Origin of the sequence: Streptomyces galbus (genome assembly GCF_005280195.1) — a bacterium.
Lineage (GTDB): Bacteria > Actinomycetota > Actinomycetes > Streptomycetales > Streptomycetaceae > Streptomyces > Streptomyces galbus.
Genome location: NZ_SZPR01000036.1, coordinates 63475 through 76682 on the forward strand (window position 1 = coordinate 63475; position 13208 = coordinate 76682).

The following is a 13208-nucleotide window of genomic DNA, read 5'->3' on the forward strand; positions in this document are numbered from 1 at the left end:
CGCGCGGAAGGGAACGCACACGTGCCTCACGACGACCGGTCGGCGCACCCCCCGGCCGCCCTGCCACCGCAGCGGGCGGCCGAGATCCACGACGTCATCGACCGGATCACCGCGTGGTGCGGGGACCGGGAGGACGTCGTCGGACTCCTCCTGGTGGGTTCCTGCGCCCGTGGCGCCGCGCGACCGGACTCCGACGTCGACCTCGTCCTGCTCACCACGGACCCCTCCCGCTACCTGCTGGCGGACGCCTGGGTCGCGGACCTGCGGCTGGGGGAGACGGTCCGCACCCGGCGGTGGGGACCCGTCACGGAACGGCGCTGCCGCACCGCCTCCGGCCTGGAGGTCGAGCTGGCCGTCGCCTCCCCGGACTGGGCGAGGACGGACCCCGTCGACCCCGGGACGCGACGGGTCGTCACCGACGGCGCCCGCGTCCTGCACGATCCGGCCGGCGTGCTCGCCGCCCTCGTCGCCGCCTGCTGAGGTCACTCCCCGTCGCGGCGGACGGCTTCCACGCTCACGGCGTGGGCCAGCGCCATGATGGTGACCTGGGGGTTCACGCCGGGGGAGGACGGCAGCAGGCACGCGTCGGCGACCAGGACCCCTTCCGTCCCGCGCAGCCGTCCGTCGGGGCGCACGGGGGAGTGCCGGCCGTCCGCCCCCAGGGCCGCGGTGCCCGTGGGGTGGAAGGCCGACAGGTGCAGGCGCCGGTGGCCGGTGCGCCCGACCACGTCGTCGAGGGCGCCGGGCGAGGTGACCGCGGGGTGCGCCGGAATGCCGGTGAGGACCTCGCGGGCGCCCGCGGCGAACAGGATGCGTCCCATGTGGCCGACGGCCCGCAGCAGGCGGCGCCCGTCCTCGGCGTGCAGGGCGTACGAGGCGTGCGGCCGGCGCGCTCCGCGCACCCGTCCCGAGGGGCGGTCCGAGACCATCGCCCCGAGGAGAGCCAGGCGGGGCGCGTCGTCCAGCTCGCGCCTGAGCGCCGCCCCCAGGTGGGGGAGGACGAACGAGGTCATCCCCGGCGGTGCGGCGGTCGCCTCGACGAGGATCCCGTCGGCGTGCCACTGGTCGACACCGACGCTCTGCAGGACGTTGGGGCCCGCGCCCGGACCGGTGACGGGTTCGTCGAAGCGCCCCGCGACGCTGACCGCCGGGTGGATCGCCAGGTTCCGGCCCACCCCGGGGTGACCCGCCAGCCCCGAGCGCCGCAGCAGGGCCGGAGTGTGCAGGGCTCCCGCCGCCACGACGACGAGGCGGGTGGCGAGCGTGAACACCGTGCCGTCGGGGCGTACCGCCTCCACCGCGACGGCCCGGCGGGCGCCCGCACGGTACTCGGTGACGATCCGGGTGGCGCGGGCACGCGTGACGATGCGCGCCCCCGCCGCGCAGGCCCCGGGCAGCACGGACAGGTGCACGGCCTTCTTGGCACCGCTGGGGCACCCGGCCACGCACTCACAACACCCGCCGCACCCGGCGGCGTTGCGACGCAGGGCGGCGGCGGACCACCCCAGGCGGCCGGCACCGAGCAGGGCCAGCGCGCCGTTGCGGCCGAGCACGGCCGGGTCGGGCGCGGCCACGCCCAGGAGTTCCTCGACATGGTCGAGGTGGCGCGCGAAGTGCGCGGGGTCGGCGAGTTCGACGCCGTGCCCGCGGTGCCAGCGCCGCAGGACGGGGTCGGGAGTGCGGAAGCACGTGCCGGAGTTGACCAGCGTGGTGCCGCCGACGGCCCGCCCGAGCGGCAGCAGCACGGGCGGCAGACCCCAGGCGAACGTGGCGCCCCCGTCGCGGTAGGCGTCCGCGAAACGGTCCAGGGGCGGCCGGGAGGCGAGTTCCCGCGTCGAGAAGTGCCGTCCTTCCTCCAGGACGACGACCGAACGCCCGGAGGCCGCGAGGGTCAGCGCCGCCACGGCCCCGCCCGCGCCCGAACCGATCACCACCGCGTCCGCGCGGTGGCTGTCCGGCCAGTCGGCCGAGGGGCACAGGTCCAGCGGGGGATCGGCCCGCTCGAAGGGCCCAACGGCGCGCGTCCCGTGGCGACTTGCCCCTGCGGCCAGGAGCACGGGGACCTTCACGGTGTCGAGCAGCGTCTCGCAGCCGGGCAGGCGGAGCAGCCGCCGCAGGAGCCGCGCCCGTGCCTCCGGCGGCAGCCGGTGTGCGCGCCGGGCGGTGGTCAGCAGGGAGACGGCGTCCAGCGCCAGGTCCGCGGCGTCGAGGCCGGCGCGGACGTGCGCCGGCAGGGCGGAGGCGAAGGCCGACAGGCGTTCCGCCACGTCGCGGTCCCAGTGCGGGACGTGGACGTCCTCGCCGATGTCCAGCAGTACGGCGGCCAGCGCCCGGCCGCGGTCCGAGGTCATCGGAGCCCCACCTCGGCGTGTGCGGTGCTCCGTACGTCCCACACCCGTTCGGTCCGCCACCGGCCGGCGCTGCGCCGTTCCAGGCGGACGTGGACGTCGGCCCGCTCGCTGTTGTGACAGGTGGCCCCGGACCCGTCCGGGTCGGTGTAGGCGACGGCGGTCCTGTGCTCCTCGGGCAGGTGCACCCGCACCGTGACACGGCGTCCTCCCGCCCGCCCCCGCACGCTCCAGGCCGGCAGTTCGGGCCGGGCCGTGAACCGTCGCGCACCGCACACCCCCAGGGCGCTGCGCCAGTCGCCCCGCGGCCAGTCGCGTCCGGCGCCGCGCAGCCGCAGGAACACCAGTGGCGGAAGGCGCCGCAGCAGGGGCAGGGTGGAGACGGCGGCCACCACTTCGAGGACGGTGTCGTCGTCCAGGTCGGCGTGCAGCCAGGCCCAGCGGTGGGCGTTCCCCCGCCCCACGATGCGGGCGCCGGCGCCGACGGCGTCGGCCACCGGGAACGGCTGCCCGTCGAGGCGCACGGAACCCGAACAGCGCGCCCGCACCTGGGGGACGACGTGCACGGCGGGCAGCAGTCGGCGCCGCCAGGCCAGTCGGGGGAAGGTGTGCAGGGGCGCGGACCCCGCGCTCACCTCCAGGTCCCAGGCCAACCGACCGGCGCGTCCCCGTAGTCGGGTGGCGGTCGCGACGGCGGAAGGGCAGCGGAACCCGGGAACGCCGGCGAGCGGGTCGCCGGTCAGAGGGTGCGGGCCGAAGCGCTCGAGGACAGGGGATGCGTCCGGCGGGTACACGGCTGCCCAACCATGGGTGTAGGGAGCGCCGTCGACCGGGCGGACGAGTTCGTGGTGGAACCAGTAGCCGGTGCCGGTGGCCGGATCGGAGAAGGTGCTGTACCAGACGTTGAGCCGGCCCGGGCGCACCGAGTCGTAGGACCCGGCGGCTGCGGGAGGTGCCGGAAGACGCCAGCTCGCCATGAAGCGCGGCAGGCCGCGCAGCCGGAACCGCAGGACGCCCTCACCACCGGACGCCACCGGGGGACCGCCCGTGCCGTCCTCCTCCGCGGGCCGCAGACGGACCGGCAGGAAGGTCATGGAACGCAACGGGTCACGCCACGTGGGGGACTTGTGGCCCTCCAGCACGTAGGCGCGGCCGTCCTGGGCCGTGAAGCGCACCTGGTAGTCGATCCGGCCCTGGGCCAGCGGGGCGATGAGCATGCGGCCCGTGGCGTGCGGGTCGTCGGCCCAGCCGCTGACGCGCACGCGGCCGGTGACGTCGGCGGTGGTCGAGCCGAGGGGCCGGAGCAGGCGGTGGGTGTCGACCCGTAGATCGAGCCGCAGACCCCGCTCACGGCCCTCCCCGCGGGCGAGCCGCAGCGTGCCCTCCATCGTCTCCGCGAAGTGCGTCGTCCGGCCTTCTCCCACGTGCGACACCGTTCCTCTCCGAACGGAACCCACCAGCAGACCAGTGGCTGACTGGCTCAGTGGCTCATCCACTGAGGGAAGAGAAGCAGCCCCCGGCCCACGGGTCAAGACCTCCGACCGGCGTGCGCCGGCCGGTCGTCACCTCCGCCGCTCGTGGCGGGCGAGATCCGTGGTCATCTCCTGCGCCGTCAGCCGGAAGTAGTCGTCCGCCGCGCGCCCGGCCTCGTCGGCCCTGCCGTCCGCCACGGCTTCCACCACCTGCCGGACGCGGTCCGCGACGGTCGCGGGCTCCGCGAAGGACGTGGTCATGAGGTGGCGCACGGGCAGGTAGGCGTTCAGCAGCGTGTTGGTGAGCAGCACGTAGACGCGGTTGCCGGTGGTGCGCGCGAGTTCCCGGTGCACCTCGAGCTCGGCGAGCTGCGCGGCGGCCGGGTCCGGCGCCCCGGCCACGGCGTCGACCGCGGCGCGCAGCCGGGCCGCTTGCGCCGTGTCGCACTCGGCGGCGGCCTTGCGCGCGATGACCGCACCGATCGCCCGCCGGGCCTCGAACACGTCCGACAGCCAGCGCCCGTCCCGGCCCACCAGCAGCGGCAGCAGGTCGGCGCCGCCGGACTTGAGGAAGTCGAGGACCCGGGTGCCGACTCCGTGCCGGGTGCGGAGCAGACCCGCCTGCTCCAGCCGGGACAGGGCGTGCTTCAGGGTGGTGCGGGTGACGCCGTAGGAAGCGGCGAGCTCCCGCTCGGGCGGGAGCAGGGAGCCGGGTTGCAGGGCGCCGTCCAGGATGCTCGTCCGCAGGCGCTCCTCCAGCACGTCGACGACGGACTGGCGGACGATCGCTTCGGCTGACATGGCCGCACCCCTTCACTCCGGCCCCCGCTCCCGCCAGGGGCACGGGGACCGCACGTCGCATCCTGGCAGGCAGTGGACCAGTGCGGACTTCCCACCGTCAAGCGCGGCCGGGGAGGGGCGGGGTCCCCGGCGCCGGGGCCGGGGGAGCCGTCACGCCGTCGACGCGGCCCTGCGCCGGGCCGCGCGGTGGCTGATCGCGCCGAGCACGGCGCCCACCGCCAGCACCACGAGCCCGCGCCACCAGACCTCCGCCTCGACCTGGGTGGCGAGCACCACGCAGGAGGCCGCTCCCAGGACCGGCAGGACGGTGGGCGTGCGGAAGTGGTCCGCCGTACCGGTGTCACGGCGCAGGACGAGGACGGCGATGTTGACCATGAAGAAGACGACCAGGAGCAGCAGGACCAGCGTCGAGGCCAGGGTGGCCACGCTCCCGGTCACCGCCAGCAGCATCGACAGGACCGTGGTGACCGCGATCGCGAGCCAGGGCGTACGGCGGCCGGGGAGCACCTTCGTCAGCACCGACGGCAGCAGCCCGTCGCGGGCCATGCCGAAGGCGAGGCGCGAGGACATGATCCCCGTGAGCAGCGCGCCGTTGGCGACCGCCACCAGCGCGATCGCGCTGAACAGCCGCGGGGGCACCCCGCCCGCCGCGTGGACGACCTCGAGCAGGGGCCCGCTGGACGCGGCGAGACGGCTGGTGGGCACGGCGGCCGAGGCGGCGATGCCGACCAGCACGTACACGGCCCCGGCGGTGGCCAGCGCACCGAACAGCGCCCGCGGGTAGGAGCGCCGCGGGTTGCGGGTCTCCTCGGCGACGTTCACGGACGTCTCGAACCCGACGAAGGAGTAGTAGGCGAGGACGGAGCCGCTGAGCACCGCGCCGGCCGCGTTCTCGCCGGGCGTGCCGAGCTGGGTCAGCCGTCCGACGTCGCCGTCGCCCCGCAGCAGCAGCCATCCGCCCAGGGCCACGATGATCAGCAGCCCGCTGACCTCGATCACGGTGGCGACGACGTTCGCCCGCGTCGACTCCTGGATGCCCCGCGCGTTCAGGGCGGCGAGCAGCGCGAGGAAGACGACGGCGACGGCGGCCACGGGCAGGTCGACGAACGCCGACAGGTAGTCGCCGCCGAAGCCCCGGGCGAGCGCCGCCACGGAGACGACGCCGGCCGCGAGCATGCAGAAACCGGCGATGAAGCCCGCGAACGGGCCGAACGCCTTGGTCGTGTAGTGGGAGGCGCCGCCCGCCTTCGGGTACTTCGTCGCCAGCTCCGCGTACGACGAGGCGGTGAGCAGGGCGAGCAGGAGGGCGACGAGCAGCGGCACCCACACGGCCCCGCCGGCGTCCGCGGCGACCTGCCCCACGAGCACGTAGACCCCGGCGCCGAGGACGTCGCCGAGGATGAAGAAGTACAGCAGCGGGGTGGTGAGGGCTCTTTTGAGGCCGGCGCCGGAGGCGGTGTCCGGCTGGGCGTTCTGGACCGAGGACATACAGCGCGTATCCCCCACGGACCGGAGATCACGCACCCCACATAGGTCACCTGGGTCACTCCGACGCCACTCCGCCCCCGCGGCCCCCGGGCGGTTCCCGACCGAAGCAGTCCGGGAGGGCTGCTGCCGACTGCTCGACCACCTGGTCGACACCGACTCCATGGACGAGCTCATCACCATGGTCGACGACCCCGACGCCCGGGTCAGGGTCTCCGCCTTCCACGCCCTGGCCTGCGACCGGTGCAAGGGCGACACGTGTGCGCCCGGCGCGGACCGGGTCCTCGGCCCCGCGGTGCGTCATCTGGCCTCGGACCCGGACCCGCACGTCAGGAGCATGGCCGTCGAACTCGTCGGCAAGTTCGCGCACACCGACGACCGCGCCGTCGCCGCTCTGCGGACGTCCCAGGCACAGGACCCGAGCCCGGCCGTCCGCAAGAAGGCGGGCCGGTACGCACCCGGCGGGACCGTCTACGAACGGACCGTCCCCCGGAGCCGCGTCCGGACCGCGTAGCCGTCCTCCGTCACTGGGCCAGGACGTGGAACTGGGGACCGTACGTGCTCCGCCTGCCGGGGATGCGTGTCTCCATCAGGTGCAGGGCGGGTTCCTCCATGCCGCGCATGGCGTGGACGGCCGCGCCCAGGGCGCGGGCGCCGCCGTCCGCCCAGGCGGCGTCGAGGGAGGCCAGCACGCTGGTGTAGGTGGTGTCGAACCGGTGGAGGAGCTGCCGTACCGGCGCCGGCGGGCGGGACCAGCCCCCGGCCGGGACCCGTGCCATGGGGCGGGTGTCGGGGAAGGGGACGCGCGGCCCGGTGAAGGCCCAGCCCCGGTCGGTCTCGCGCATCTGCCGGCCGTGGTAGATCTCGCTGAACGCGTAGTAGTGGGCGGGGTGGTCGTCGGCGAAGGAGTCGGCCGGTGACCTGCTCGTGCCCTCGCCCTGCTCCCGGACGACGTCGATGGCGCGCTCCACGTCGAGGAGCGTCCGGACCGGCCGCAGGTCGTCCGAGCCGATACGGGTCTCGAGCTGCCGGTGGGTGGAGAGCTGCGGGGCCACCAGCCAGAACGCCTCCAGCACCGCCGTGTAGAAGTCGCCGACGGAGGGGGAGGTGCCACCGTCGTGCGAGAGGGGTGCGTCGGGTGCCTCGATGGCCATCATCACGTCGTGCACGAAGGACCGGGTGAGCCCCGACAGGTACACGGTGACACCCGCGTGCACGCCGCCGGGCAGGGGCCCGGGGTAGGCGGGTGCCGTCGCCCGCATCCGGGGCTGCCCGCCCACGGCCACGAGGAGGTTGCAGGCCACCCCGAGGTGGTACATCTCGTCGTCGATGACGCGCCGGATCAGCCGCGCGGCGTCCGAACGGCGGTCCTTGACGGACCACCAGCCGCACAGGTAGGGCGGGATGGTGGACAGCTCCAGCCGCACGGCGACCTGGAGGGCGGACCTGAGCCACTCGACCCCACGGCCGGCCGCGGGAACGGCCAGCAGGCGGCCCACGGTGCCGGGCAGCCGCGGTGCGGCCGGTGCCGCGGTGCCCGCCGAGGCCGGTGCGGGCGCCGCGACGACGGCGGACGCGCCGGCCGCCGCGGCGGCGCCGGCCAACAGGGTCCTGCGCTTGGGCTCCGCCACGGTCGACCTCTTCGCGTCCTCGGTCATGCCCGCCGTCCTCGCCTTGGCTCACGCTCCGGGCCCCGCCTGCGCCGCAGCGGTACGAGGCTCATGATCAGCTCGTGAAGCTAGCAGGGGTCACCTCGGCGGGGCGGCGGTGTCGGGGAGCGCGTGGCCTTCACCACCCGGTCAGGCCAACCGGTGCCGAGCGCACGGCGGTCGGCCCGCGCTCCCCGTCGGGACGACGCGACGGAGTCCCGGGACGCGAAGTCCACGGCGGTCACCCTCACCAACTGCGACCGCGAGGTGAGCTACGACAAGGTCCCCGAGCGGGTCGTCACCAACGACGTGGGGATCACGGAGCGATCACCGGGGCCGGCGGAGTCAACGTGATGCACGACGTGGCCGGCTCCTGGACCACGGTCGGCTGGGAGAGCGCCCCCCTGCGGGACGTCTCCGCGGTCCGGCACCGGCGGATCGTCTCCCTGGACTACGCCGACCTGGTCGAGAGCCCGCGCAACCCGTCCGCGATCGCCCGTCTCGGCGCCTACCTGCGGGGCGTGCCGAGCGCCCCACGCTGACCCTCTCACCGGGGCGGCGGCGCGTCGGCCGGGCGCCCGAGGTAGGGGGCGAGCAGACGGCGGAACTCGGGTGACGGGGGGAGTCCGAGCTCCCGGCGCAGCCGCCGCCGGTAGAGGTCGAAGTGGCGCAGCGCCTCCGCGACGTTCCCCTCACCGAGGTGGACGGCGGTGACCTCGCGGTGCGCGCTCTCCCGGAGCGGCTCGGCCTCCACGGCCGTCATGGCGTACAGCAGCGCCTCGCACATCCGCCCGGCGCGCCGGTGGCGCCGGCTGACGGCCTCCAGGGCGTGCAGCCGCGTCTGGTGGAAGTGCTCGCGGGCGTCCACGAGCCAGTCGTCGTACCAGCTCGGCAGCAGCTCCTCACGGAGCTGGGGCGGGACGTCCGGTCCCGGAGTGGTGTCGTGCCGGTCACCGGCCAGCGCGGTCGCGTACGTCGCGGCGGCGTGCAGGTCGATGTCCACGTGCGGGGCGAGGGACAGACGGCTGAAGTCGAGGTCCGTGACGAGGCCGCGGTCGCTGCGCCGGGACAGCCGCCACAGCGCCGAGCGCAGGCCCGCCGTCGCCCGGTTGCGGGGCAGGTCGGGCCAGAGCAGTTCGGCGGCCCGCTCCCGGCTCGTCCCCTCCCGGTGCAGGGCGAGGAAGGCCAGCACCTTCTGCGCCGTCGGCGGGACGTACACCGGCCGCGCGTCGATCTGCAGGCCGAAGCCGCCGAGGAGCCGAAGCGCCGCCGGCACCGGCGGCCGCTGGGGAGGAGAAGGCGTCATGAGTGCATCGCTCCGACCGCCGTCGCGTGCGTGAGATGGCGCAGGGCTGCTCTCCGAACCCGCGGGACCCGCCAAGTAACCGCCTGGGCCGCGCCTAAACGGCCGCCGCCGCGGCCTCGGCGGCGAGCCCTCCGGTCCTTCGCCGAAGCGCCGTCTCCGCCGCGTCACCTCGGCCGTTCGCGGCCGGTTCACCCCGGGCGCCGCGTGCGGCAGCCGCAGGGCGGGAGCGGGACGGGCCCCGCCGGGCCCCTGGTACCCCTCACCCGGGCCGCGGCGGGGCCGCCGCCCCATCGGCCGGCACCGTCGCGGTACGCCGCGGGAGACGGACCCGCGACGGGCGGTGCCTAGCGTCGTCCGTGTCATCCGGCGACGGATCCGCAGGCCCGCGACCGCTCGCCCCGCGCACGATCGGCATGAGGAGCAGCGATGTTCACCCACACGCAGCGGCTGCAGTTCGAGGCCAAGCCGGAGAAGCCCGACCCCGCCTACGCGCGCAAGCTCCAGGAACTCGTCGGCGGCGCCTACGGCGAGATGTCCGTGATGATGCAGTACCTGTTCCAGGGCTGGAACTGCCGGATGCCCGGCAAGTACAAGGACCTGATCATGGACATCGCGACCGAGGAGATCGGCCACGTCGAGATGCTGGCCACGATGGTCGCCCGGCTGCTGGAGGGCGCCCCGGCGACCGCCACCACGAAGATGGCCACCAGCGACCCCGCAGTCGGTGCCGTGCTCGGCGGGATGGACCCCCAGCAGGCGATCGTCGCGGGCGGCGCGGCCCTCCCCGCCGACAGCAACGGCTACCCCTGGAACGGTCGCTACGCCATCGCCAGCGGCAACCTGCTGGCCGACTTCTACGCCAACGTCGCCGCCGAGGCGCAGAGCCGGCTGCAGACCGCGCGCCTGTACAACATGACCGACGACCCGGGCGTGAAGGACATGCTCAAGTTCAACCTGGCCCGGGACACCGTCCACCAGAACCAGTGGCTCGCCGCGATCGAGCAGCTGCGCGAGGACGGCCTGGAGGGCGTCGTCGTCCCCGGCGGCCTCGAGGACGAGGAGCACCGCCGGCACGCGCAGGAGCTGTGGCACCTCTCCGACGGCACCGAGTCCGGGGCCGGCCTGTGGGCCAGCGGCCCCGCTCCCGACGGCGAGCACGAACTGACGGTGCTGACCAGCCCGCAGCCGCTCGGCGACAAGGCCACCGTGCCGCCGCCCGACCCGAAGCTCTACGCCACCTACGACGGCAGCCGGGGCAAGCCGAAGGGCCCGGTCCTGGGTACCGAGACCGGCGTCAAGGGCAAGATCAAGGACGCGCTCACGCCGGACGAGTGACCCGCTGCCCGCACCCGCCGGGCTCCCGTGGCGCGGCGGCCGCGACCGGCCGCCGCGCCGCCCTCCTCACCCCCGTGGAGCAGCGATCATGGAACGTCCCCTTCCCCCCAGCGCCCGCCGACTGCCCGGCCACTGGACCCTGGTCCGCCACGCCCTGACCCTGCTGTACCTGACGGCCGCCGTGACGGGTCTCGCCCTGGGCCACGGCGCAGGCGTCACCGCGGTGTCCCTCGCCCTGCTGGGCCTGGCCGTGTGGCGCACCGTCGGACTCGGCGCGCCCCCGACCGCCGCCCGCACCGGCACGGCACGGGCGGGCCGCCATGCTTGACCCGCGCGCCTACCGGGCCGTCCCCGTCGGCACCCTGCGCCCGCCCACGTCCGACACCCCGGCGCACCCGCTGCCCGCCCCCGCCCCGTCCCGCCGGCCGGCCCCGGGGGACCCGCGGCCGCGCCGCCCGCGGACCGGGCTGCGCGCCGCCCTGGCGATGCTGGGGCCCTCCCTCGTGGTGTCCGTCGCCTACATGGACCCGGGCAACTTCGCCACGAACATGACCGCCGGCACCCGGTACGGGCCCCTGCTCCTGTGGGTCATCGGCTTCGCCAACGTCATGGCCGTCTTCGTGCAGTACCTGGCGTGCAAGCTGGGCGTCGCCACCGGCCGGGACCTGCCCGAGCTGTGCCGCGAGCGCGTGCCCCGGCCGGTCGCCCGCGGCCTGTGGGTCCAGGCCGAGCTGGTCGCCATGGCCACCGACCTCGCCGAGTTCGTCGGCGGGGCGGTCGCGCTCCACCTGCTGTTCGGGATGCCGCTGCTGCCGGCGGCCTTCGTCGTGGCCGGCAGTTCACTGCTGCTGCTCACGCTGGCCCCCGAGGGGCGCCGCCGCTTCGAGACGGTCACGGCCGTCCTGCTCCTGGTGATCCTGGCCGGCTTCGCCTACCAGTCCCTCGCGGCCGGTTCCTGGACCGGCGCCCTGCAGGGGATGCGACCCCGGCTGCAGGGCACCGACAGCCTGCTGCTGACCACCGGCATCATCGGCGCGACCGTCATGCCGCACGTCATCTACCTGCACTCCTCGCTCAGCCGGGTGCCCGCCGACCGGCCCCTGGAGCGCAAGCGCCGGGCCCTGCGCGCGCACCGCACCGCGATCGTCATGGCGCTCGGCCTGGCCGGGCTGGTCAACGCGGCGATGCTCGTCCTCGCGGCCTCCACCCTGCACGGGTCCGGCTCGACGGCCGAGACCCTCGACGGCTTCCACCGGGGGCTGGGCGACGCGCTGGGGCCGGGAGCGGCCGTGGCCTTCGCGCTGGCCCTGCTGGCCTCCGGTCTCGCCTCGGCGGGGGTCGGCACGTTCGCCGGGCAGGTCATCATGCGCGGGTTCCTGCGCCGCCAGGTCCCGCTCACCCTGCGGCGGATCCTCACCATGACCCCGCCGCTGGCCGTGCTCGCCCTCGGGACGGACCCCACCCGAGCGCTCGTGCTGAGCCAGGTCGTGCTGTCGTTCGGCATCCCCTTCGCGCTGGTCCCGCTGCTGCTCTTCACCGCCCGGCGCTCGGTCATGGGCCCGTTGGTCAACCGCCGCACGACGACCGTCGCCGCCGTGCTGGTGTGCGCCGTCGTGGTCGGCCTGAACCTCTTCCTCGTCGGCCAGGCCCTGCTGTGAGCCGACAGGCCGGCCGGCGTCACCCTCCCGCAGCCGGAACGCCCGTCGTGTCAGGGATCGCACCCTTACCCCTGGTGTACGGCGCCTGGCTGACGGCGCTGCCCCTCACGGTGGCGAACGCGGCCCTGCGGTCCGTACGCGTGCGCACGGAGAACGCGGTGCCGCGGCTCGCGACCGCGTCGTCGCGGCCGGATCACGAGGAGCGGACCGTCACGACGCCCGTCGCGCGGTGACAGCGGCGGTGAGCGCCTCGCCGATGGCTTGTGCGCCGGCCGCGTTGGGGTGCAGGGGCGCGGCCGGGCGGGCGGGCGTCACGCCTTCGATGTAGCGGTCGCTCGGGGCGGCGCAGCTGTCGTGGCCGATGCCCGGGCGGTAGGTGTCGACGAAGGTGGCGCGGTGCTCCTCGGCGGCCCGCCGCAGAACTGCGGTGAGGCGGTCGATCGTCTGCTGCAGGTAGGTGGCGTCCCGGCTCCAGAACGGCTGGTCGGGGTAGCAGCCGCCCGTGCGCAGGTAGTTGCCGTAGCCGACGACGAACACCTCGGCCGCGGGAGCGCGTCGGGCGATCTCGTCCAGGACGGCGTCGAACGTCGGCGCCCACGCGTCGATGCGGGCTGCGAGCCGGTCGGTGCCGCCGGCGGTGTTCTCCTCCGCGCAACTGGTGCCGAGCGGCTCCGGAAGGACGTTGACGCACTTGAGCGCCTCGGAGAAGAGACGGGCGTCGTTCGCGCCGATGGTGACGCTGACGAGGTCGGTGGCGGGGGAGAGGGCGTCGTACTGGGGCGGGACGCCCGGGTGCTGGGAGGTGCTCAGGTCGCCGGTGGTCGCGGCCGAGCAGCTCACGTCGGTGAGGTCGGCGCCGAGCGCCCGGGCGGCGACGTGCGGATACCCGGCCAGGGAGCGCAGGCACGCGGGGTCGGCCGGGTCGGCGGGCGGCACCAGCGGCTCGGCCGCGTAGGAGTCGCCCAGGGCGACGTAACGCAGGGGCGGGGAGGGCGCGGCCGAGGCAGCCGCGACCGGTGCCGTGACCGCCAGGGCGGCCGCGCAGAGGAGGACCGTCAGCGTCAGGCGCAGGGCTGTCTTCACCGGGCGTCTCTCCGTTCGTGGCCCCGAGATCGACCGAAGCATAGCGTGACGGAGTGGGTGCACACGGTGAG

General features: G+C 75.2%; 14 protein-coding genes and 1 pseudogene. 8 read left to right on the forward strand and 7 right to left on the reverse strand.

Going from position 1 to position 13208, the window contains the following annotated elements:
* Window positions 1–21 precede the first annotated feature (21 nt).
* Window positions 22–480, forward strand: a complete 459-nt coding sequence (locus tag E4U92_RS33660; protein ID WP_229863328.1) for a nucleotidyltransferase domain-containing protein — start codon at window positions 22–24, stop codon at window positions 478–480.
* Between the two features lie 2 nt (window positions 481–482).
* Here the strand turns inward: E4U92_RS33660 and E4U92_RS33665 are convergent, their stop codons facing one another.
* From E4U92_RS33665 to E4U92_RS33680, 4 genes are all read right to left on the reverse strand, one after another.
* Window positions 483–2351 (reverse strand): GMC family oxidoreductase, encoded by a 1869-nt coding sequence (locus E4U92_RS33665; protein WP_137304240.1) that lies wholly within the window; start codon window positions 2349–2351, stop codon window positions 483–485.
* A complete protein-coding gene (locus E4U92_RS33670; RefSeq protein WP_137304241.1) occupies window positions 2348–3772 on the reverse strand; it encodes a hypothetical protein in 1425 nt (474 codons plus the stop codon). Before E4U92_RS33670 ends, E4U92_RS33665 begins: the two co-directional genes overlap by 4 nt.
* Window positions 3773–3910: 138 nt before the next feature.
* Window positions 3911–4621, reverse strand: a complete 711-nt coding sequence (locus E4U92_RS33675; RefSeq protein ID WP_137304242.1) for a FadR/GntR family transcriptional regulator — start codon at window positions 4619–4621, stop codon at window positions 3911–3913.
* A gap of 150 nt (window positions 4622–4771) precedes the next feature.
* Window positions 4772–6109 (reverse strand): APC family permease, encoded by a 1338-nt coding sequence (locus E4U92_RS33680; RefSeq protein ID WP_137304243.1) that lies wholly within the window; start codon window positions 6107–6109, stop codon window positions 4772–4774.
* Between the two features lie 160 nt (window positions 6110–6269).
* Here E4U92_RS33680 and E4U92_RS36930 point away from each other — a divergent pair, with 160 nt between their 5' ends.
* Entirely contained in the window at window positions 6270–6620 is a 351-nt protein-coding gene (locus tag E4U92_RS36930; RefSeq protein ID WP_229863326.1) for a HEAT repeat domain-containing protein, read from the forward strand.
* Between the two features lie 10 nt (window positions 6621–6630).
* On the opposite strand, the gene E4U92_RS33690 is transcribed toward E4U92_RS36930, so the two are convergent.
* Window positions 6631–7764: a ferritin-like domain-containing protein gene (locus E4U92_RS33690; protein ID WP_137304244.1), complete on the reverse strand. Its 1134-nt coding sequence runs from the start codon at window positions 7762–7764 to the stop codon at window positions 6631–6633.
* Between the two features lie 123 nt (window positions 7765–7887).
* Between E4U92_RS33690 and E4U92_RS36115 the strand changes: the two genes are divergently transcribed.
* Together E4U92_RS36115 and E4U92_RS33695 are read left to right on the forward strand one after the other, a co-directional pair.
* On the forward strand, window positions 7888–8109 hold the full coding sequence (locus tag E4U92_RS36115) for a hypothetical protein (protein ID WP_168725252.1): 222 nt from the start codon (window positions 7888–7890) through the stop codon (window positions 8107–8109).
* Window positions 8082–8297, forward strand: a pseudogene (locus E4U92_RS33695) (ABC transporter substrate-binding protein); the annotation flags it as partial. The gene E4U92_RS36115 and the pseudogene E4U92_RS33695, both read left to right, overlap by 28 nt.
* A gap of 5 nt (window positions 8298–8302) precedes the next feature.
* On the opposite strand, the gene E4U92_RS33700 reads toward E4U92_RS33695, so the two are convergent.
* Window positions 8303–9061 carry an AfsR/SARP family transcriptional regulator gene (locus tag E4U92_RS33700; RefSeq protein WP_137304245.1) on the reverse strand — a complete coding sequence of 253 codons (759 nt, stop codon included), beginning with the start codon at window positions 9059–9061 and terminating at the stop codon, window positions 8303–8305.
* A gap of 426 nt (window positions 9062–9487) precedes the next feature.
* Between E4U92_RS33700 and E4U92_RS33705 the strand changes: the two genes are divergently transcribed.
* From E4U92_RS33705 to E4U92_RS33720, 4 genes are all read left to right on the forward strand, one after another.
* Entirely contained in the window at window positions 9488–10396 is a 909-nt protein-coding gene (locus E4U92_RS33705) for a manganese catalase (protein WP_137304246.1), read from the forward strand.
* A gap of 88 nt (window positions 10397–10484) precedes the next feature.
* Window positions 10485–10724 (forward strand): hypothetical protein, encoded by a 240-nt coding sequence (locus E4U92_RS33710; RefSeq protein WP_137304247.1) that lies wholly within the window; start codon window positions 10485–10487, stop codon window positions 10722–10724.
* The gene (locus E4U92_RS33715) at window positions 10717–12054 is read left to right on the forward strand and encodes an Nramp family divalent metal transporter (RefSeq protein ID WP_137304248.1); all 1338 of its coding nucleotides are present in this window, start codon (window positions 10717–10719) and stop codon (window positions 12052–12054) included. The genes E4U92_RS33710 and E4U92_RS33715 overlap by 8 nt, the downstream gene beginning before the upstream one ends.
* Window positions 12055–12101: 47 nt before the next feature.
* Window positions 12102–12287, forward strand: a complete 186-nt coding sequence (locus E4U92_RS33720; protein WP_137304249.1) for a hypothetical protein — start codon at window positions 12102–12104, stop codon at window positions 12285–12287.
* On the opposite strand, the gene E4U92_RS33725 is transcribed toward E4U92_RS33720, so the two are convergent.
* A complete protein-coding gene (locus E4U92_RS33725) occupies window positions 12265–13137 on the reverse strand; it encodes an SGNH/GDSL hydrolase family protein (protein WP_229863321.1) in 873 nt (290 codons plus the stop codon). The genes E4U92_RS33720 and E4U92_RS33725 overlap by 23 nt on opposite strands.
* Between the last annotated feature and the right edge of the window lie 71 nt (window positions 13138–13208).